Source organism: Alphaproteobacteria bacterium, assembly GCA_024244705.1.
Taxonomy (GTDB): domain Bacteria; phylum Pseudomonadota; class Alphaproteobacteria; order JAAEOK01; family JAAEOK01; genus JAAEOK01.
The window spans coordinates 43001-61872 of sequence record JAAEOK010000077.1 but is presented as its reverse complement, the minus strand read 5'-3'; the positions used below and the strand labels follow the sequence as shown (position 1 = coordinate 61872).

Annotated in this window: 19 protein-coding genes; 15 read left to right on the top strand and 4 right to left on the bottom strand. The window is 64.0% G+C overall.

Features of this window, described 5'->3' with window-relative positions:
* Window positions 1-30: 30 nt before the first annotated feature.
* The 15 genes from GY791_13900 to GY791_13830 all read left to right on the top strand — a co-directional run bounded on the left by GY791_13900 (window position 31) and on the right by GY791_13830 (window position 15458).
* Window positions 31-663, top strand: a complete 633-nt coding sequence (locus tag GY791_13900; GenBank protein MCP4329516.1) for an FMN-binding negative transcriptional regulator — start codon at window positions 31-33, stop codon at window positions 661-663.
* A 94-nt stretch (window positions 664-757) separates the two neighbouring features.
* Window positions 758-1204: a hypothetical protein gene (locus GY791_13895; GenBank protein ID MCP4329515.1), complete on the top strand. Its 447-nt coding sequence runs from the start codon at window positions 758-760 to the stop codon at window positions 1202-1204.
* Window positions 1205-1416: 212 nt separating this feature from the next.
* On the top strand, window positions 1417-2166 hold the full coding sequence (locus GY791_13890; GenBank protein MCP4329514.1) for an SDR family oxidoreductase: 750 nt from the start codon (window positions 1417-1419) through the stop codon (window positions 2164-2166).
* A 105-nt stretch (window positions 2167-2271) separates the two neighbouring features.
* Window positions 2272-3378 (top strand): cell division protein ZapE, encoded by a 1107-nt coding sequence (locus tag GY791_13885; GenBank protein ID MCP4329513.1) that lies wholly within the window; start codon window positions 2272-2274, stop codon window positions 3376-3378.
* Window positions 3379-3431: 53 nt separating this feature from the next.
* Entirely contained in the window at window positions 3432-4730 is a 1299-nt protein-coding gene (locus tag GY791_13880) for an MFS transporter (protein MCP4329512.1), read from the top strand.
* 72 nt (window positions 4731-4802) lie between these two features.
* Complete coding sequence (gene mdh / locus GY791_13875; protein MCP4329511.1) at window positions 4803-5777, top strand: malate dehydrogenase; 975 nt, start codon at window positions 4803-4805, stop codon at window positions 5775-5777.
* Window positions 5778-5949: 172 nt separating this feature from the next.
* Window positions 5950-7119: an ADP-forming succinate--CoA ligase subunit beta gene (gene sucC, locus GY791_13870; GenBank protein MCP4329510.1), complete on the top strand. Its 1170-nt coding sequence runs from the start codon at window positions 5950-5952 to the stop codon at window positions 7117-7119.
* Entirely contained in the window at window positions 7119-7994 is an 876-nt protein-coding gene (gene sucD / locus GY791_13865) for a succinate--CoA ligase subunit alpha (GenBank protein MCP4329509.1), read from the top strand. Before sucC ends, sucD begins: the two co-directional genes overlap by 1 nt.
* Before the next feature lie 62 nt (window positions 7995-8056).
* Window positions 8057-10942 (top strand): 2-oxoglutarate dehydrogenase E1 component, encoded by a 2886-nt coding sequence (locus GY791_13860; protein MCP4329508.1) that lies wholly within the window; start codon window positions 8057-8059, stop codon window positions 10940-10942.
* Window positions 10943-10978: 36 nt separating this feature from the next.
* On the top strand, window positions 10979-12238 hold the full coding sequence (gene odhB / locus GY791_13855; GenBank protein ID MCP4329507.1) for a 2-oxoglutarate dehydrogenase complex dihydrolipoyllysine-residue succinyltransferase: 1260 nt from the start codon (window positions 10979-10981) through the stop codon (window positions 12236-12238).
* An 18-nt stretch (window positions 12239-12256) separates the two neighbouring features.
* Window positions 12257-12604: a hypothetical protein gene (locus GY791_13850; protein MCP4329506.1), complete on the top strand. Its 348-nt coding sequence runs from the start codon at window positions 12257-12259 to the stop codon at window positions 12602-12604.
* Window positions 12601-13995, top strand: coding sequence for a dihydrolipoyl dehydrogenase (locus GY791_13845; protein ID MCP4329505.1), 1395 nt, complete (start codon window positions 12601-12603; stop codon window positions 13993-13995). Before GY791_13850 ends, GY791_13845 begins: the two co-directional genes overlap by 4 nt.
* Window positions 13996-14014: 19 nt before the next feature.
* Window positions 14015-14356 carry a DUF454 domain-containing protein gene (locus GY791_13840; protein MCP4329504.1) on the top strand — a complete coding sequence of 114 codons (342 nt, stop codon included), beginning with the start codon at window positions 14015-14017 and terminating at the stop codon, window positions 14354-14356.
* A complete protein-coding gene (locus GY791_13835) occupies window positions 14353-14790 on the top strand; it encodes a thioesterase family protein (GenBank protein MCP4329503.1) in 438 nt (145 codons plus the stop codon). The genes GY791_13840 and GY791_13835 overlap by 4 nt, the downstream gene beginning before the upstream one ends.
* On the top strand, window positions 14766-15458 hold the full coding sequence (locus tag GY791_13830) for an FkbM family methyltransferase (GenBank protein ID MCP4329502.1): 693 nt from the start codon (window positions 14766-14768) through the stop codon (window positions 15456-15458). The genes GY791_13835 and GY791_13830 overlap by 25 nt, the downstream gene beginning before the upstream one ends.
* Window positions 15459-15537: 79 nt before the next feature.
* On the opposite strand, the gene GY791_13825 is transcribed toward GY791_13830, so the two are convergent.
* From GY791_13825 to GY791_13810, 4 genes are all read right to left on the bottom strand, one after another.
* The gene (locus GY791_13825; protein ID MCP4329501.1) at window positions 15538-16281 is read right to left on the bottom strand and encodes a 1-(5-phosphoribosyl)-5-[(5-phosphoribosylamino)methylideneamino] imidazole-4-carboxamide isomerase; all 744 of its coding nucleotides are present in this window, start codon (window positions 16279-16281) and stop codon (window positions 15538-15540) included.
* Between the two features lie 159 nt (window positions 16282-16440).
* Complete coding sequence (locus GY791_13820; protein MCP4329500.1) at window positions 16441-17091, bottom strand: hypothetical protein; 651 nt, start codon at window positions 17089-17091, stop codon at window positions 16441-16443.
* A 108-nt stretch (window positions 17092-17199) separates the two neighbouring features.
* Entirely contained in the window at window positions 17200-18150 is a 951-nt protein-coding gene (locus GY791_13815; protein ID MCP4329499.1) for a tyrosine recombinase XerC, read from the bottom strand.
* Window positions 18126-18860, bottom strand: coding sequence for a DUF484 family protein (locus tag GY791_13810; GenBank protein MCP4329498.1), 735 nt, complete (start codon window positions 18858-18860; stop codon window positions 18126-18128). The genes GY791_13815 and GY791_13810 overlap by 25 nt, the downstream gene beginning before the upstream one ends.
* Window positions 18861-18872 lie beyond the last annotated feature (12 nt).

Here is an 18872-nt window from a genome sequence, read left to right as displayed (position 1 = left end):
GGAAATCAACCACGGGGGTCAGCCAACAATATGTACGTTCCAAGCCGTTTCGCCATAGACGACCCGCCGTTCCTGAGCGACCTGATCAACGGCTATTCTTTCGGTGTTTTGGTGACCGCCATCGACGGCGTGCCCGAGGCGACACATTTGCCATTTCTGTTCGAGGCCAACGCCGGTCGGCAAGGCGTGCTGGTTGCCCATATGGCCCGAGCGAACCCCCATTGGCGCGCCTTTCGGGAGGATCGCGAGTCGCTGGTCGTGTTTCAGGGACCGCATGGCTACGTCTCGCCGCAATGGTACGCGGCGGGCGGTTACGTGCCGACGTGGAACTATGCCGCGGTCCATGCTTATGGGGTCGCGCGCGTGATCGAGGAGCCGGCACGGGTCCGCGCCGTCCTCGATCGCCTGGTCATCGCCCATGAGGCCGGATTCGACCGTCCGTGGCGGCTCGCCGATCGGGACCCGGAATTCCTCGATCGCATGCAGCGCGCAATCGTGGCCTTCGAGTTGCCGATCGCGCGGTGGCAAGGCAAAGCCAAGCTCAGCCAAGACAAGACCGCTGCCGACCGCAGGGGCGTTATCGAGGCGTTGGGCGCCTCGGGCCGCGACTTGGACGCCGCGCTCGCCGCGCTCATGTCCGGTCATGAGCCGGCCGCCGATTGACCAACTTTTAGCGCAGGGAGTCTTCGTGTTGATCGTTTAAGGAATCGAATGCGGCCGCATCCATTCCCGAAACGGTTCAACCACGGAGGCTGAGATGCTCAAGAAGTACAGCAACGTCCTTCCGATCAAAATGGCCGGCGCACTCCTCATCGCGGTCGCGGCGCTCGGATTGACATTATCGACGGCTCAGGCCGAGACCAAGAAATACGGCGGCCATTGGGTGGGATCGAACGGCGGTCACGGCAAGTTCGGCCGCAAGGTAACCCGCGAACCCGGTTTCCGCTCCTCGACCACGAAGGCCCAATCCCACAACGGTCGCACCTATACCAACAAGCGTCGGACGACCTGGGACCGCGAGGCTGGCACCTACGCGTCGGGCCGCAAGACGGTGTGGCCAAACGGCACCACGACCGGCACGAAGCGGCGTGCGACGCGGGGCGATGACGGCAGCTATTTCGTCGAAGGTCGTCACCTGAAGCGAAACGGTGAGGTCGTCGGCTGGTCGGGCACCTTCACGCCCGACGGTCAATACCGGTACTAAACCGCCCGTCGATCGACCGGCGACGGTCGGCCCTCGGGCTCCAACCCCCCGTCCGCGAGCCGACCTCATGGGGCCGCCGTCCGCAACCGGCGGCCCCTTCGTTCGCGCCGCCGCAGGCGGTGCGCGAGATGCCCGGGAAGCAGCCATCTGAGCCTGCGATCTTTCGGTCCGGCCGTCATTGGTCATTCGGGCCGGCGCTGGTATAAGCTCGAATGATGTCCAGGGTTGTCATCGTGACCGACGCCAGCCGGGGAATCGGCGCCGCGACGGCGCGTCTCGCCGGTCGCCGCGGTTACGATGTGTGCATCAATTATCGCCAAAGCCGCGATGCCGCCGAGGCGGTTGCGGCCGACGTGCGGGCGGCAGGGCAGCGGGCCATCACCGTCGCCGGCGACATCGGCCACGAGGCCGATATCCTGGCCCTGTTCGAGGCCACCGACACCGAATTCGGCCGCCTCGACGCGCTCGTCAACAATGCAGGCATCATCACCCGGGCGGGCCGGGTCGAGGACGTCGAGGCCGACGCGCTACGCCGTATGTTCGACATCAACGTCGTCGGCTGCTTTCTGTGCGCCCGCGAGGCCGTCCGCCGGCTGTCGACCCGGCACGGCGGCGAGGGCGGGGCGATCGTCAACCTGTCATCCCGCGCCGCCGGGCTTGGTAGCCCCAACGAATATGTCGACTACGCCGCCTCCAAGGGGGCGATCGACAGCTTCACTCTCGGTCTGGCGAAAGAGGTCGCCGCCGAGGGTATCCGCGTGAACGCCGTCAGCCCCGGCCTGATTGAGACCGACATTCACGATTCGGCGGGGCTTCCCGGCCGGCTCGAGCGGCTCGCGCCGTTGGTACCGATGCAGCGTCCCGGTTCGGCCGAGGAGACCGCGGAGACGATCCTGTGGCTGCTCTCGGATGCGGCGTCCTATGTCACCGCCGCCAACATCCACGTCGCCGGAGGACGGTGAGCTTTCGCGTGCCGACCTTTGCGCCGACCGCGGAACCGCCATCGCGCTCCCTTTACAACAGCGCCGCTTTCCCTGTAGGGAAGCCGCCGTTGGAATGGAGTGGGCATGGTCGAGGTGCCGATCGCAACCTACCGGACCTTGGTCGAGCAGGGTGCGTTGATCGGCGATCCAGCACAGGCGCTGGGCGCCGAGAAGCTGCAGAGCCTGCACAACGCGTTGCGGTATTACAATCCGGACACCGGCGCCGCCGGGTGGAAGGCGCGGTTCGGTTTGGCGCGGCGGCAGGAGGCACCGCCCCAAGGGCTTTACATCTTCGGCCCGGTGGGTCGCGGCAAGTCGATGTTGATGGATTTGTTCTTCGAATCGGCACCGACCGACCGCAAGCGCCGGGTCCATTTCAACGCGTTCATGCTCGAGGTCCACGGCCGCCTCCACGAGGCGCGCCGGGCCGCCGGCGGCGGAGGTGCCGACCTGATCGAGCCGCTGGCACGCGATCTCGCCACCGACTGGCTGCTCTGCTTCGACGAATTTCAAGTCACCAACATTGCCGACGCCATGATCCTCGGCCGGCTGTTCACGGCGTTGTTCGACCAGGGGGTCGTGGTGGTCGCGACCTCGAACACCGCGCCGGGAGAGCTCTACAAGAACGGGCTGCAGCGCGACCGCTTCCTGCCTTTCATCGATGTTCTCGAGGCGCGGCTCGATGTCCTGGTGCTCGACGGTGGCACCGATCATCGCCTCGCGCGCCTCAAGGGGAGGCCGGTTTACTACACGCCGCTCGGCGCCGAATCCTCGGCCGCGCTTGACCGCGCCTTCGCCGACCTAACCGACGCCGCCGATGGCGCGCCGGAAGCGCTCGAGGTGCAGGGACGCACGCTCGACGTGCCCAAAGCGGCGCGCGACGTGGCGCGGTTCGATTTCTCGGACCTTTGCGAGCAGCCGCGGGGAGCCGCCGACTATCTCGCGCTGGCGGCGCGCTACCATACGCTGATCGTCGACCGCATTCCGCGAATGGATGCCGACATGCGCAACGAAGCGCGCCGTTTCATCACACTCATCGATTCGCTTTACGAAAACCGTACCAATCTGATCTGTGCCGCCGCCGCACCGCCGAACCAGCTCTATGTCGCCGGGCACCATGCCGACGAGTTCTTGCGCACCGCCTCACGCCTCATCGAAATGCAGGCCGAGGGCTACATCGCCGGCAAGTGACTTGACCGCGCCCGACGCCACTGGCATTGAGCGGAGGTAGCGCGGGAGGCCCCATGGGCGGCATTATCATATCTCTGTCCTCACTGCTGATCGGCGCCTTCATCTTCCTCCTCGGGAACGGTTTATTCGGCACGCTGCTGAGCATCCGAATCGACCTCGAGGATCTCGGTGCCGACCTCGCCGGCTATGTGCAATCCGCCTATTTCCTCGGCTTCATCCTGAGCACCTTCGCCAGCCAGCGAATTATCGGGGCGGTCGGACATATCCGCTCCTTTTCCGCCTTCGCCGGTCTTGGCGCGGCGGGCGCGATCCTGTCGGGGTTGTTCTTCGATCCGATTTCGCTATGCGTCTTTCGCGGGCTGGTCGGATTTTCCATCGCCGGCCTTTTCATGGTCATCGAAAGCTGGCTCAACGGAGAAACCGAAACAAAGTGGCGCGGCCGCGTGATGTCGCTCTACATGGTGACGACCTATTCGGCGCTGGGCCTCGGCCAGCTCTTCCTCGGAGTCTACGATCCCCTTGGCGTCGAACCGTTCGCCCTGATCGGATTGTTGTTCGCCGTGTCGCTGGTCCCGGTTGCGTTGACTCGCGTCAAGGCGCCGCCGCTGCCCGAGCGATCGTTCATGAACTTCGCCCGGCTCTATCGAATCTCGCCGATGGGGATCATCGGCTGCTTCACGTCGGGCATGCTGATGGGAGCCTTCTATGGCCTGTTTCCCATCACCGCCCAACGTCAGGGCGGGCTCGAGGTTTCGCAGGTCGGCACCCTGATGACGGTGGTGATCCTGTTCGGGCTCTGCATGCAGTGGCCGGTCGGTTGGTTGTCCGACCGCACCGACCGGCGCTACATCGTTATCGGGTGTCTGACCGCGGTGTTTATCTCATGCGTCGGGATCTTCCTTCTCGAACTCTTCAAGGGTCCCGAGATTTTGTGGATATTGGTCGGGCTGCTATTCGCCTTCGCGTTCACGGTCTATCCCCTGAGCGTCGCCCAGATGAACGACTACATCGAACGCAAGGACCTGGTCGCGGCCAGTGGCGGCTTGATTTTGGCCTACAGCCTGGGCGCCGCCACCGGCCCGGCGATCGCCGGCCAGGCGGTCGAGCACCTGCCACAGGGCGGGCTGATTCTCTATATGGCGACGGTATCGGCGCTGACGGCGCTGTTTACCCTTTATCGCACTTTCCGGCGGGCGCCGGTGCCGACCGATCAACAGGGCGGCTATGCCGCACCGCCGCCAACGACGGCGATGGCGAGCGCACTCGACCCGCGCGGCGACGAGCCGGAGGAAATCCATGCCGAAACGGAATCGTCGGGCGATGTCCTTGCTCGTGAGGACGATTCGCCGTAGATATCCAAGGGCTGCCGCCGGCCTTCGCTTGCGCCGGCGGGCGGCGCCAACCATCAAAGCGGGAATTTGGTCATGGCACGAAACAAGATCGCGCTGATCGGCGCGGGACATATCGGCGGCACGCTCGGCCTGCTCGCCGGGCTCAAGAACTTGGGCGATGTCGTACTGTTCGATATCGTCGACGGCATACCTCAGGGCAAGGCGTTGGACCTCGCCGAAGCGACGCCGGTCGAAGGTTTCGATGCCGAATATCGCGGCGCCACCGGGTACAGCGCGATCCGCGGATCGGACGTGGTCATCGTGACCGCCGGCATCCCGCGCAAGCCGGGCATGAGCCGCGACGACCTCATCGGCATCAATGCCAACGTGATTTCGACCGTCGGTGGCGCGATCAAGAAATACTGTCCCAAGGCTTTCGTCATCGTCATCACCAACCCCCTCGATGCGATGGTCTGGGTCATGCAGAAGGAATGCGGGTTACCGACCAACCGCGTCGTCGGCATGGCCGGCGTACTCGATTCGGCACGGTTCCGGTACTTTCTGGCGAAGGAATTCAAGGTCTCGGTCGAGGACGTGAGCGCCTTTGTGCTTGGCGGTCATGGCGACAGCATGGTGCCGTTGGTCCGCTACTCGACGGTTGCCGGCGTGCCGCTGCCCGACCTGATCAAGATCGGCTGGACGACCAAGGAGCGGATCGACCGCATCGTCCAGCGCACCCGCGACGGCGGCGCCGAGATCGTCGGCCTGCTGAAAACCGGATCGGCGTTCTACGCACCGGCGGCGTCGGCGATCTCGATGGCCGAATCCTATCTCCGTGACAAGAAGCGGGTGCTGCCTTGCGCCGCCTATCTCAACGGCGAATACGGCGTCAAGGGTCTCTATGTTGGTGTTCCCGCGGTCATCGGCGCGAAGGGCGTCGAGCGGATCATGGAAATCAGCCTCAACAAGACCGAGCAAAGAATGTTCGACGCATCTGTTGCGTCGGTGCGCGGGCTGATCGGCGCGTCGAAGAAACTTCTGGCGGAAAGCAAGAAGAAGGCGAGATAAGCGGGCCGGATTGCCCGCGCCGTCAGCATCCATCGGGCGGACGGTTGTTGGCGCGTCAAGCTCTGGGCGGGCGTTTGCGCTCCCCGCCGGGCGTGTTATTAAGGGTTAGGGAAAAATCGGCAGAGGCCGGGATTGCCCAGCGGCGGTTTCGCAATCGGGGACGGGCCATTCAATGAATATCCACGAGCATCAGGGCAAGGAATTGCTGGCCCGCTTCGGCGTCGCGGTTCCCCAGGGTCGGGTTGCCTTCAGCGTCGAAGAGGCGGTTGAGGCGGCGGAGGTGCTGGGCGGCCCGGTCTGGGTCGTCAAGGCGCAAATCCATGCCGGCGGACGCGGCAAGGGTGGCGGCGTCAAGGTCGTGAAATCGATCGACGAGGTGCGCGAGACGGCGGAACAGATGCTGGGCATGAATCTGGTGACCCATCAGACTGGGCCCGCCGGCAAGGTCGTCAACCGCGTCTATGTCGAAGAGGGCTGCGATATCGCGCGCGAGCTCTATCTCGGCGTGCTGCTCGACCGCGAGACCAGCCGTATCACCCTCATGGCCTCGACCGAGGGCGGCATGGACATCGAGGAAGTGGCAGCCAAGACGCCGGAAAAGATCCTCCGCGTGGCCATCGACCCGGCGACCGGAATGCAGGCTTTTCATGCCCGCAAGATTGCCTTTGGGCTCGGCCTCGAAGGCAAGCAGGTCGGCGCCGCGGTCAAGTTCCTGTTGGCGATGTACAACGCCTATACCAGCCTCGACGCGAGCCTGGTCGAAATCAATCCGCTGGTGGTTGCCGGCGACGGCGGCGTCATCGCGCTCGATGCCAAGATGAATTTCGATGACAACGCGCTATACCGGCACAACGACCTCGCCGATATGCGCGACGAGACCGAAGAGGACCCCGCCGAGCGGCGGGCAGCGGCGTTCGACCTCAACTACATCAAGCTCGACGGCACCATCGGTTGCATGGTCAACGGCGCCGGCCTGGCGATGGCGACGATGGATATCATCAAGCTCTACGGCGCGGCGCCGGCCAATTTTCTCGATGTCGGCGGCGGCGCCACCAAGGAACGGGTGACCGAAGCATTCAAGATCATTCTTTCCGACCAAAACGTGCAAGGCATTCTGGTCAACATATTCGGCGGCATCATGCGCTGCGACATCATTGCCGAGGGCGTCGTGGCGGCGGCCAAGGAAGTCAGCCTCGACGTGCCCCTGGTGGTCCGGCTCGAAGGCACAAACGTCGATCTGGGAAAGAAGATTCTAGCCGATTCGGGGCTGCGAATCGTTTCCGCGGACGACCTCAACGACGCCGCGGACAAGGTCGTCAAAGCGGTCAAGGAGGCGGCCTGATGGCAGTCCTGGTCGACAATAACACCAAGGTCATCTGCCAGGGATTCACCGGCGCCCAGGGCACCTTTCATTCCGAGCAAGCGATCGCCTACGGCACACGGATGGTCGGCGGCGTGACCCCGGGCAAGGGTGGCACCAGCCACCTCGACTTGCCGGTCTTCGACACGGTGGCCGACGCCGTCGCCGCGACCGGTGCGACGGCGAGCGCGATCTACGTGCCGCCGCCGTTTGCCGGGGACGCGATCTTGGAGGCGATCGATGCCGGCATCGCTTTGGTGGTCTGTATTACCGAGGGCATCCCGGTCCTCGACATGGTGCGGGTAAAGCGTGCGCTGCGTGGATCGGATACGCGACTGGTCGGCCCCAACTGCCCCGGAGTCATTACCCCCGGCGAGTGCAAGATTGGGATCATGCCCGGCCACATCCACAGCCGCGGCAAGATCGGAATCGTGTCTCGATCCGGCACCCTGACCTACGAGGCGGTCGCCCAGACGACCGCCACCGGGCTCGGCCAGACGACCTGTATCGGCATTGGTGGCGATCCGGTCAACGGCACCAATTTCATCGACTGCATCGACATGTTTCTTGGCGACCCGGAGACCGAGGGCATCGTCATGATCGGCGAGATCGGCGGCAGCGCCGAAGAAGACGCCGCCGATTTCCTCACTGCATCGAAGGTCAAGAAGCCGGTCGCCGGTTTCATCGCCGGCCGGACCGCGCCGCCGGGGCGCCGCATGGGCCACGCCGGCGCCATCATTTCCGGCGGCAAGGGTGGCGCGGAGGAAAAGATCGAGGCGATGCGCAGCGCCGGCATCGTGGTGGCGGATTCGCCGGCCGATATCGGCACCGCGATGGCCAAGGCGATGGGTGGATAGATATCGCGGCGTCGCCGCGGTGACGATGGCAAGGGAGGGTGCGAACCGGCACCGAGACGAGAATGGCTAGTCAGATCGACCAGGATTCCTTCCTCTCCGGCGGCAATGCCGCCTTCGTGGCCGAGCTCTTCGGCCGTTTCGCCGAAAACCCCGATTCGGTCGACGAAAGCTGGCGACAATTCTTCAGCAGTCTCGGCGACGACGAGCAGGCGGTGCTGACCGAAATTCGCGGCGCCACCTGGTCGGCCGACCTCAAGGAGTTGGCCCGCGACGGTTCGCTGACCGCCGAGACCGCACCGGCGGCCATGACGGCGCCGTCCGCGGCATCCGCCGTTCCAGGCGATGTTCGTGCCGCGACCCTCGATTCGATCCGCGCACTGATGCTCATCCGCTCGCACCGGGTCCGCGGGCACCTGATGGCGAACCTCGACCCGCTCGGTATTCATGAGCCCGAAGACCATCCCGAGCTCGACCCGAGCTCCTATGGTTTCACCGACGGGGATTGGGATCGCGAAATATTCATCGACAACGTGCTCGGTCTCGAGACCGCCAATCTGCACGAGATCGTAAGGCGGGTGAGGGATACCTACTGCGGCACCATCGGTGTCGAATACATGCACATTCAGGAGCCCGACCGGAAGGCTTGGATTCAGGAACGGATCGAGGCGGTCCATAACCGGACCCAGTTTACCGACCGCGGCAAGCGGGCGATCCTCGAGCGTTTGGTCGAAGCCGAAGAGTTCGAGAACTTCCTCGACAAGAAATACACCGGAACCAAGAGATTCGGCCTCGACGGCGGCGAATCGGCGATTCCGGCGCTCGAGCAGATCGTCAAGCGGGGTGGTCAATTGGGCCTGAAAGAGGTGGTGATCGGTATGCCCCATCGCGGCCGCCTCAACGTGCTGGCCAATTTCATGGCTAAGCCGTTTCAGGCGATCTTCTCCGAATTCCAGGGCAATACGGCCAACCCCGAGGACGTCCAAGGCTCGGGCGACGTCAAATACCACCTCGGCACGTCCTCGGACCGCGAGTTCGACGACAGCGTCGTGCATCTCTCGCTGACCGCCAACCCGTCTCACCTCGAAGCGGTCAATACGGTTGCCGTGGGCAAGGTCCGCGCCAAGCAGCAGCAGCGCGGCGATACCGAGCGTGGCCAGGTCATGTGCCTGCTGATGCACGGCGACGCGGCTTTCGCCGGCCAAGGCCTGGTGGCCGAGACCCTCGATCTGTCCGAGCTCAAGGGTTACCGTACCGGCGGAACCATCCATTTCATCATCAACAATCAGATCGGCTTCACGACCAGTCCACGGTTTTCACGATCTTCGCCCTATTGCTCCGATGTCGGAAAAATCGTCCAGGCGCCGATCTTCCACGTCAACGGAGACGATCCCGAGGCCGTGGTTCATGTCGCGCGAATCGCGATGGAGTACCGTCAGCAGTTCAAGAGCGACGTCGTCGTCGACATGTTCTGTTATCGCCGCTTCGGCCACAACGAGGGCGATGAGCCCAGCTTCACCCAACCGTTGATGTACAAGAAAATTGCCGACCACCCGACGGCACGGGCGATCTATGCCAAGCGACTGGTCGATGGCGGGGTGGCGACCCAGGACGAGGTCGATGCCTATCTCGGCGAGTTTCGCGATCGCCTGCAGTCGGATTTCGATGCCGCCAATTCCTACAAGCCCAACAAGGCGGATTGGCTGGAAGGCGCATGGACCGGTATGGAAACCGCGGCCGGCGAGGCCCGGCGCGGTGTCACCGCGGTCCCCGAGGGGATCCTCAAGACGATCGCCACCGCGCTGACGACCGTGCCCGAGGGCTTCAATATTCATCGCAAACTGGTCCGCCAACTCAAGACCAAGAGCAAGATGATGGAGACCGGCGAGGGCATCGATTGGGCCACCGCCGAGGCGCTCGCCTTTGGTTCGTTGCTGGTCGAAGGTTGCCCGGTGCGGCTCAGCGGACAGGACAGCGGCCGCGGCACGTTCTCCCAACGCCACGCGGTCTGGGTCGACCAGGAGACCGAGGCCCGCTACATCCCGCTCAACCACGTCAAGCCGGCGCAACCGCCGTTCGAGGTCATCGACAGCCCGCTTTCCGAGGTCGGGGTGCTCGGTTTCGAATATGGCTTTACCCTGGCCGAGCCCAATGCGCTGGTTCTTTGGGAAGCGCAGTTCGGCGACTTCGCCAATGGCGCCCAGGTCATACTCGACCAGTTCGTCAGCAGCGCGGAATCCAAATGGTTGCGCATGTCGGGACTGGTCATGCTGCTGCCCCACGGCTTCGAGGGGCAGGGGCCGGAACATTCCTCGGCCCGGCTGGAGCGCTATTTGCAGCTCTGCGCCGAGGACAACATGCAGGTCTGCAATATCACCGAGCCGTTCAACTATTTTCACGCGCTGCGCCGCCAGATTCATCGCAAGTTTCGCAAGCCCCTGATCCTGATGACGCCGAAATCCCTGTTGCGGCATAAGATGGCGATCTCGAATTTGTCGGAGTTCACCGAGGGAACGACCTTCCACCGCGTGCTGTGGGACCATGGCCAGCAGGCCGGGACGCTGGCCGACGACGGCGATATCCGGCGTGTCGTGATGTGCACCGGCAAGGTCTATTACGATCTCTACCAGGAACGCGAGAGCCGGGGGCTGAAGGACGTCTATCTGCTGCGCCTCGAGCAGCTCTATCCGTTCCCCCGTGAGGCGTTGACGAACGAGCTCGCCCGGTTCCCCCAAGCCGAGATGGTGTGGTGCCAGGAAGAGCCCAAGAACATGGGCGCTTGGAGTTCGGTCGAGCCGTCGATCGAATTGGTGCTCGGCGAGGTCGGCGCGCGCCACAAGCGGCCGAGCTACGCGGGCCGGGTGGCCGCGGCGTCGCCGGCGAGCGGCTCCCTCAAGCGGCACCAGGCCGAGCAGAAGAAATTCGTCGACGACGCGCTGACCGTGTCGTAATCCGGCAAAATCAACCAGAGACAAGGGCGCAATATCATGGCCACCGAACTCATCGTCCCGACGCTTGGCGAGTCCATTTCCGAGGCCACGGTGGCGAAGTGGTTCAAGGCCGTCGGTGAACCGTTTTCGGTCGACGATCCGCTGGTCGAGTTGGAAACCGACAAGGTCACCGTCGAGGTGCCGGCGCCGGTCGGCGGCGCGCTGGTCGAGATCAAGGCGGAAGAAGGCGCCGAAGTCGAGGTCGGCGCCGTTCTTGGCATGATTGGAGATGCCGACGGTAAAGCGGCCGCACCGGCCGCGGCGGAAGCGAGCGAGAAAAAGCCGGAGACCACACCCGAGCCCGCGCCGGCCGAGGACCCGCAACCCGCCGCTGCGGCCGACGAAGGCGAGGCGCCGCTATCACCCGCGGTGCAGCGTCTGGTCGCCGAAAACGACCTCGATCCGGCGGCCATTCCGGCGAGCGGTAAGAACGGCCGGCTGACCAAGGGCGACGTACTCGACTATCTCGAAAAGAAAGCCGCAATGCCCGAGCCGGCGAAAGCAGAGGCCGCGCCGGCCAAGGCCGATGCAGCGCCGGCGCCTGCCGCCGCGGCGGACCCGCGCGAGGAGCGGGTGCGCATGACCCGGCTCCGCAAGCGCATCGCCGAGCGTCTCAAGGAGGCGCAGAACACAGCGGCGATGCTGACCACGTTCAACGAGGTCGACATGACGCGGGTGATGGCGCTGCGCGCAACCCACAAGGACGCCTTCGAGAAGAAGCACGGCGTGCGGCTTGGTTTCATGTCGTTCTTCGCCCGGGCGTCGATCATCGCGCTCAAGGAGATCCCGGCGGTCAACGCGTCAATCGACGGCGACGAGATCGTGTACAAGAACCACTATGATCTTGGCGTCGCCGTGGGCACGCCCCAGGGCTTGGTCGTTCCTGTCGTTCGCGATGCCGACAAAATGTCATTCGCCGAAATCGAGGGCACGATCGCCGAGCTCGGGCGCAAGGCGCGCGACGGTAAATTGACCATGGAGGATCTCAGCGGCGGCACCTTCACCATCTCGAACGGCGGCGTCTATGGCTCGTTGATGTCGACACCGATCCTCAACACGCCGCAATCCGGCATTCTCGGCATGCACAAGACGATGATGCGGCCGATGGTGGTCGGCGACAAGGTCGAGCCGCGGCCGATGATGTATCTGGCGCTGTCCTATGACCACCGCGTCATCGACGGCCGCGAAGCGGTGACCTTCCTGGTTCGGGTCAAGGAATGTCTCGAGGATCCCGAACGCATCCTACTCGACATGTAGCCGACCCGCGGCCGCAGCATGATCGCGCGTATCTGGACGACCCAATTCGACCGCGACCGGCTTGGTGAGTTGCAGAGTTTTGCCAACGACATATCGCTGCCGGTGCTGCGGCGACAGGCCGGCAATCGTGGCGTGATGTTCGCCTGCCAGGGCGAGGAATGGATTACGATGACGTTGTGGGACGACGCCGAATCGATCGCGGGCCTCGCTTCCTCGGCGGAGTATCAGGAGACGGTCGCGGGAATTTTGGCGGCGGGATTTCTCCGCGGCGATCAGCGTACGACTGTTCATGAGGTCTACGGTGGCAAGGTTCCCGAATTCTTGGGCACCGGTTCCGCCGCGGCTAGCAAAGGCGATATGCGATGAGCGATACCTATGATCTTGTTGTCGTCGGCGGCGGCCCCGGCGGCTATGTCTGTGCCATTCGCGCCGCGCAACTCGGCCTCAAGACCGCCTGCGTCGAAAAGCGGGGCGCCCTCGGCGGCACCTGCCTCAACGTCGGTTGCATTCCGTCGAAGGCATTGCTCAACGCGTCGGAAAAATTCGAGGAGGCCAACCACGCCTTTGCCGCGCTCGGCATCAAGGCCGGCAATGTCGAACTCGACCTCGACGGCATGCTCAAGCACAAGGACAAGGTGGTCGCCGATTTGACCAAGGGCGTCGAGTTTCTGTTCAAGAAGAACAAGGTCGACTACGTCAAGGGCGCGGGCCGGATCACCGCGCCGGGCGAGGTCGCGGTCGACGACGGCAAGGTGCTCAAGACCAAGAATATCGTTATCGCCACCGGGTCCGACGTCATGCCGTTGCCGGGAGTCGAGATCGATGAGAATAAGGTGGTGTCGTCGACCGGGGCCCTGTCGCTGTCCCCGGTTCCCGGCCACCTGATCGTGGTCGGCGGCGGGTATATCGGGCTCGAGCTGGGTTCGGTGTGGCGGCGGCTCGGCGCCAAGGTCACCGTGGTCGAGTTTCTCGACCGCATCGTCCCCGGCATGGACGGCGAGATCGGCAAGAATTTTCAACGCATTCTCAAGCGCCAGGGCATCGTTTTCCGTCTCGGCACCAAGGTCACGGCGGCCAAGGTGACCGATGCCGGGGTCGCGCTCACCGTCGAGCCGGCCGCCGGCGGCGACGCCGAGGAACTCACCGGCGATGCGGTCCTGGTGTCGATCGGACGGCGGCCCCATACCGAAGGATTGGGCCTCGCCGATGTCGGCGTTGAGACCGATCAGCGCGGGTTCGTCGTCATCGACGATCACTTCAAGACCAATGTCGACGGTATCTACGCCATCGGAGACGTCGTGCGCGGGCCGATGCTGGCGCACAAGGCGGAGGAGGAGGGCGTTGCCGTCAGCGAAATGCTGGCCGGCGGCGCCGGACACGTCAATTACGAGACCGTGCCGGGCATCGTCTATACCTGGCCCGAGGTCGCCGCGGTCGGCAAAACCGAGGAACAGCTCAAGGAAGCGGGGGTCGCGTACAAGGTCGGCAAGTTCCCCTTCATGGCAAACAGCCGGGCGCGCTGCAACATGCAGAGCGACGGCATGGTCAAGATCCTCGCCGATGCCAAGACCGATCGGGTCCTCGGCGCCCATATCATTGGTCCCGAGGCCGGCGACATGATTCACGAGGTCGTCGTGTTGATGGAATTCGGCGGCTCGGCGGAGGACCTCGCGCGTTCCTTCCACGGTCACCCGACCTACAACGAGGCGGTCAAGGAAGCGGCTCTCGACGTCGCCAAGCGCGCCATACACATGTAGCGCCCGCGGCCGGGCTTCGATGACGAATTCCGGAACCGATCCCGTCCGCCGGCCATCGAAGTGGAAACGGGCGGCGCTGCTGTCGTTGGGATGGATTTTCGTCCTACTCGGTATCGCCGGTTTGTTCCTGCCAATCCTGCAGGGGATCCTGTTCCTGTTGGTTGGCGTCTATTTCCTGTCGCTCGGCTCGGCCCGGGCGCGGCTGGTGCGCCAGCGCGTCCGGCGTTGGCTGCGGCAGCGCTATCCCGAACGCTTCGCCCGCTTCGAGACCTTGGAAAAGCAAGCCATGGACTGGATCAGGCGACGGCTGGCGCCGCTCAAGGCACGCTTCGGACGAGCAAGGAAAAGGGGTACGGAATGAAAGATAGCCTCGCCGTGGGACTGACCCACAGCCATACGTTCACCGTGTCCGATTCGAAGGCGGTGCCGGAAATTTTTCCGGAATCGGAAATCATCCGTTCGATGCCTCGCGTCTTTGCGACCGGATTCATGGTCGGATTGATGGAATGGGCCTGCGTCGACGCGATCGCGACGCACCTCGAGGCCGGCGAAGGAAGTCTCGGCATCCATGTCGATGTCTCCCACAGCGCCGCGACGCCGATCGGCATGGCGGTCACCGTCGATGCCGAGCTTGTCGCCCGTGAGGGACAGAAGCTGACGTTCGAAGTGGTGGCGCGCGACGAATTGGAGGAGATCGGGCGCGGCCGCCATCAACGCTACGTCGTCCACTGGGACCGTTTCGACGAGCGTCTCGCCCGCAAGGTCGCCTCATGGCGCGACGCGACCGGACGATGAACGGTGGAGCCGAGCTTTCGCTCCATTGGGCCGAGCTGGTCGATATCCTGCGCGCCCAGGGCGTATCGCTGGTCTTCGATGTTGGCGCCAATGTCGGCCAGTACGCCACCTGTCTGCGGCGATCCGGCTATGACGGCCGAATCGTTTCGTTCGAGCCCCTGGCCGACGCCTGGGACGCGCTCGTCGCGGCCGCGAGCGAGGACGCGGATTGGGACGTCGCGCCACGCTTGGCAATCGGCGATACCGACGGCACGGCGACCATCAATCGATCCGCCGAGCCGGACATGAGCTCGATTCTCGAATTCGACCCGGAGTTCCTCGCATCCTCGCCAAGCTCGGCCTATGTCGGACGAGAAGAGGTCCCGATCGTCCGTCTCGATGATGTTTTCGAAGATTATGCGCGCGCCCAAGACCGGGTCATGATCAAGGTCGACACGCAGGGCTATGAGCGGCAAGTGGTCGCGGGTTGCGAGGGTGTCATCCACCGCATCGCCGGATTCCAGCTCGAAATGTCACTGCTCCCGCTTTACCGGGGCGAGGCGACGTTCGAAATCCTCTTCGCCGCGCTCACTCGCCGCGGTTTCGCGCCTCACCTCTTCATTCCCGGCTATTACAGCCGACACCTCAAGCGCCAGCTTCAGGTCGACGGGGTCTTCTTCCGGCCGTAGATCGCCTCCCGTATCGGCCGTGGGGAGACCGCCACCCACGCGCACCCGCAAACCGATTCGATCCCGTCGTGACGCGCACCTAAACGAACGGCGCCGTGGCCCCCGCCGGCGCGGCCGCAATCTCGATTGCCTCGGACAGCTTGAAAACACCGCCGAACAGGGCCCGGCTGGTGATCGCGCCGGATATGTTGGGCAGGTATTTCAACGTCGAGATATCGTCCAGCGACTTGACGACGCCGCTCGCGATAACCGGGATTTCCAACTCTTCCGCCAAGTCCGTCGTATAGGACATGCTGCTCTCGGGCGCGTTCTCGTCGCGGTCGATGTCGGTATAAATGATCGCCGCTAGCGCCACATCCTCGAACTGGCGGGCGAACTCGAGCGGTGTAAACACCGTCGCCTCCCGCCACCCTTCGACGACTACCTTGCCGGCGCGGGCGTCGACGCTGACAACGACCTGATCGGGAAAGGCGGTGGCCGCTTCCTTCACGAAGTGCGGATATTTTACCGCGGCGGTCGCGATGACGACACGCTGCGCGCCGCCATCGATCCACCGCCTCGCCTTGTCCATCGTCCTGATTGCGCCGCCGACCTGAACCGGGCAACCGGATTTCTCGATAATCTCTTCGATAATGGCGGCGTTGTCTCCGTCATCGAAGACCGCGTCGAGATCGACGACATGAAGCCATTGCGCGCCCTGGGCGGCGAAGTCGCAAGCGGCATCGACGGGATCGATCTCATAGACCACCGGGGTGTCCATGCTTCCGCGTTCGAGATTGACGCAGCGGCCTTTCCGCAATTCGATATCCGGATAGATGATCATTACCACCTCCCACCATGTCCCAGTGGCGTGGATAGGGTCACATTGTGCGCCGCGCGAACGGCAATGAGAAGCACGAAGCGGCGCTTACGCCTACCGGGGGGACGGCTTCGGTGCGCGCGAACCACGATCCCGCCGCGTTCCCGTTGACGTCGGCTCCGGCTATTCGAGCACGATCTCGATCAGGTTGCCGCCGGAGTGGCGAAACACGGTGCCGAGCCAGGTCCCGCCGTCGTCGTAGTAGAGGCTTTGGTTTTGACCGCCGGTCATTAGAAAGTGCTGGGCTTCGACCTTCTTGCCGCCGGCCATGATGTCCTTGGACTGCACCTTGCTGATGTCGATTTCCTGAATGGCGCCGTTTTCCTTATTGATCAGGTGGGTCGCGTCGACGGTGGCAATGTTCCAGTACGTGTTGGGGATGCTTTTGTTGGGCGCGTCGGCAGTGCCGTCGGGCCCGGTGATGACAAGTCGGTCGCCGTGCCTGATGCCGGCGATATGCGAGTTCTTGCCCTGGATATCGGTGTCGCTGGAAAACGACTCGAGTTCGCCCTTATGCCACACCGAACGGAATTTGTTGTCCCGGTGGTAAAGGGTGATATCGAGCTCCTTGACCGCGATTCTAGTGTCCGATTCGAAGGTCAGGGAATCACCGCGACGGGTGACCTTGTGGGTCAAGGTGCCGATCTTGCTGCCGTTGCGCTTGATCGTGTAGGTCCGCTCCATGTCATCGGCGGCGGTGACCGGGGGCGCGTATGTACCGGTCATCGTGAACGTGATTGCTGCTACAACCAAGACCATCCACTTGCTTAGCATTGCCGAGCCTCCCCAATCACGAGATACAGCATCGAATAGCGCTGCCATTCTAACACAAAAGGGACCCGACTCCGACCATTGACGCCCCGGCCATCGCGATTGGATGGGTCAGTTGCGCGCTCGCGGATGGGCGGCCCGGTGTACTTTCGCCAGACGCTCGATATCGACCGCGGTGTAGCGTTGGGTCGTCGACAGCGAGGCATGGCCGAGGAGTTCCTGAATGGCCCGCAGGTCGCCGCCTTCGGCCAGCAAATGGGTGGCGAAGGAATGGCGCAGGGCGTGCGGTGTCGCGCTCTCGGGCAGGCCCAGCCAGGCCCGCAGTTTGCGCACCTGGCGTTGGACGACGGAGGGGTTGAGCGGGCCACCGCGGGCGCCGACAAACAATGGACCGTCCGCGCTCAGCGTGTGAGGGCAGGCCGCCACATAGGCCGCCATGGCCTCCCGCACCACCGGCAGCACGGGTACGACCCTATCCTTCCGCCCTTTGCCGGTGACGATCATGGTTTCCTCCCGCGGGAGGTCGCGCCGCCTGAGGCTCAACGCCTCGCCGAGGCGCAAGCCGCAGCCATATAGCAGCGTCAGCAATGCGACATCGCGCTTGGCGATCCATGGCGTGTCGCTGAGGTCTCCGATGGCGACCACCGAATCCTCGGCATCGCCGACGGAGAGGGGTTTCGGCACCGACCGCCGGATGCGCGGCGCACGAATGTGGGCGATTGACGCGTTGTGGACATGGCCGCGGCGGTCGAGAAAGCGAAAGAAATTGCGTAACGTCGACAGCGCCCGCGCGGTCGAGGCATTGTCGAGTCCCGCCGCCGCGCGATGGGCCAGCCACGCGCGGATGTCACGCGTCGTCAGGGCGCCGAGGGCCAGGAGGCCGGGTCGGGCGCCGAAATGGTCGGTCAAAAAGGCGAAGAACGCGTCCAAGTCGCGGCTGTAGGCGTCCAGGGTGTGAGGCGATACGCGTTTTTCGGCGGTCAGCCAGTGCTGCCAGTCGATGATCGCGGCGCGCGCATCGGCCGCCGCGCGGTAGTCTATTTCGGTGGCAGGTCGAGCCATGCGTTGATCGAATATTCGATGACACGGGCGAGGAAGATAAGCAGTTCGGTGCCCTGTCCGTTGTGGAATTTGTCCTCCAATCGCGACCCAAGACAAAGAAGGCCGGGGGGTGTCGCCGGGCTCACGGTCAGCCTCAGGAACGCGGCGGAAGCGACCAGCCGTGCGGCCGGGCCGAACATGGTCGCCTCGTCGGTCATGCGCCGTTGCAGGAACACGTTCCGTCCGGGCCCAAGCAGCCGATCGACGGTGCCGGGGGCAAGCACGTGAACCACCGATCCGACAGCGCTCGGCAGCCGGTCGCGTTCGCCTTCGACGCAGACGGTGACCACGTCGACATCCATTTGGATGGCAAGATCCGTTGTGACGATCTCGATCAGGTGTTCGAACGTGCGCGCCGACAACAGCGTCAGAACAGCCTCGTGAACGCGGTTTTGAACCGAGAGATTGGCGCGACTGGTGGCGATCAGGTCCTGGTGGCGCTCCTCTTGCTCGTGCAGCCGGCCTTGCAGGTTCTGCACCATCGCCTGCTGGAAATCGACCACGGTGCTGCGCCCGAAACGAGACGGCGGCAGTAACTCGCTGAGCAGTTCGGGGCGGCGCGACAGGAAATCGCGATGTTCGGCCAAGTAATCGACAACTTCCGACGCCGTCAATTTCCTTTCGCCCGCCGGGGCTGCCGGTTTGGCCTTGTCGGTTTCGATCTTGCTCATGTCATTCGCCCC

Bases quoted from the DNA above. Each gene is read 5' to 3' on its own strand.
- GY791_13880 (MCP4329512.1), top strand. From the start codon at position 3,432: ATGGGCGGCATTATCATATCTCTGTCCTCACTGCTGATCGGCGCCTTC.
- GY791_13850 (MCP4329506.1), top strand. From the start codon at position 12,257: ATGATCGCGCGTATCTGGACGACCCAATTCGACCGCGACCGGCTTGGT.
- GY791_13840 (MCP4329504.1), top strand. From the start codon at position 14,015: ATGACGAATTCCGGAACCGATCCCGTCCGCCGGCCATCGAAGTGGAAA.
- GY791_13830 (MCP4329502.1), top strand. From the start codon at position 14,766: ATGGCGCGACGCGACCGGACGATGAACGGTGGAGCCGAGCTTTCGCTC.
- mdh (MCP4329511.1), top strand. From the start codon at position 4,803: ATGGCACGAAACAAGATCGCGCTGATCGGCGCGGGACATATCGGCGGC.
- GY791_13885 (MCP4329513.1), top strand. From the start codon at position 2,272: ATGGTCGAGGTGCCGATCGCAACCTACCGGACCTTGGTCGAGCAGGGT.
- GY791_13825 (MCP4329501.1), bottom strand. From the start codon at position 16,281: ATGATCATCTATCCGGATATCGAATTGCGGAAAGGCCGCTGCGTCAAT.
- GY791_13900 (MCP4329516.1), top strand. From the start codon at position 31: ATGTACGTTCCAAGCCGTTTCGCCATAGACGACCCGCCGTTCCTGAGC.
- odhB (MCP4329507.1), top strand. From the start codon at position 10,979: ATGGCCACCGAACTCATCGTCCCGACGCTTGGCGAGTCCATTTCCGAG.
- GY791_13820 (MCP4329500.1), bottom strand. From the start codon at position 17,091: ATGCTAAGCAAGTGGATGGTCTTGGTTGTAGCAGCAATCACGTTCACG.
- GY791_13835 (MCP4329503.1), top strand. From the start codon at position 14,353: ATGAAAGATAGCCTCGCCGTGGGACTGACCCACAGCCATACGTTCACC.
- GY791_13860 (MCP4329508.1), top strand. From the start codon at position 8,057: ATGGCTAGTCAGATCGACCAGGATTCCTTCCTCTCCGGCGGCAATGCC.
- GY791_13845 (MCP4329505.1), top strand. From the start codon at position 12,601: ATGAGCGATACCTATGATCTTGTTGTCGTCGGCGGCGGCCCCGGCGGC.
- sucD (MCP4329509.1), top strand. From the start codon at position 7,119: ATGGCAGTCCTGGTCGACAATAACACCAAGGTCATCTGCCAGGGATTC.
- GY791_13815 (MCP4329499.1), bottom strand. From the start codon at position 18,150: ATGGCTCGACCTGCCACCGAAATAGACTACCGCGCGGCGGCCGATGCG.
- GY791_13810 (MCP4329498.1), bottom strand. From the start codon at position 18,860: ATGAGCAAGATCGAAACCGACAAGGCCAAACCGGCAGCCCCGGCGGGC.
- GY791_13895 (MCP4329515.1), top strand. From the start codon at position 758: ATGCTCAAGAAGTACAGCAACGTCCTTCCGATCAAAATGGCCGGCGCA.
- GY791_13890 (MCP4329514.1), top strand. From the start codon at position 1,417: ATGATGTCCAGGGTTGTCATCGTGACCGACGCCAGCCGGGGAATCGGC.
- sucC (MCP4329510.1), top strand. From the start codon at position 5,950: ATGAATATCCACGAGCATCAGGGCAAGGAATTGCTGGCCCGCTTCGGC.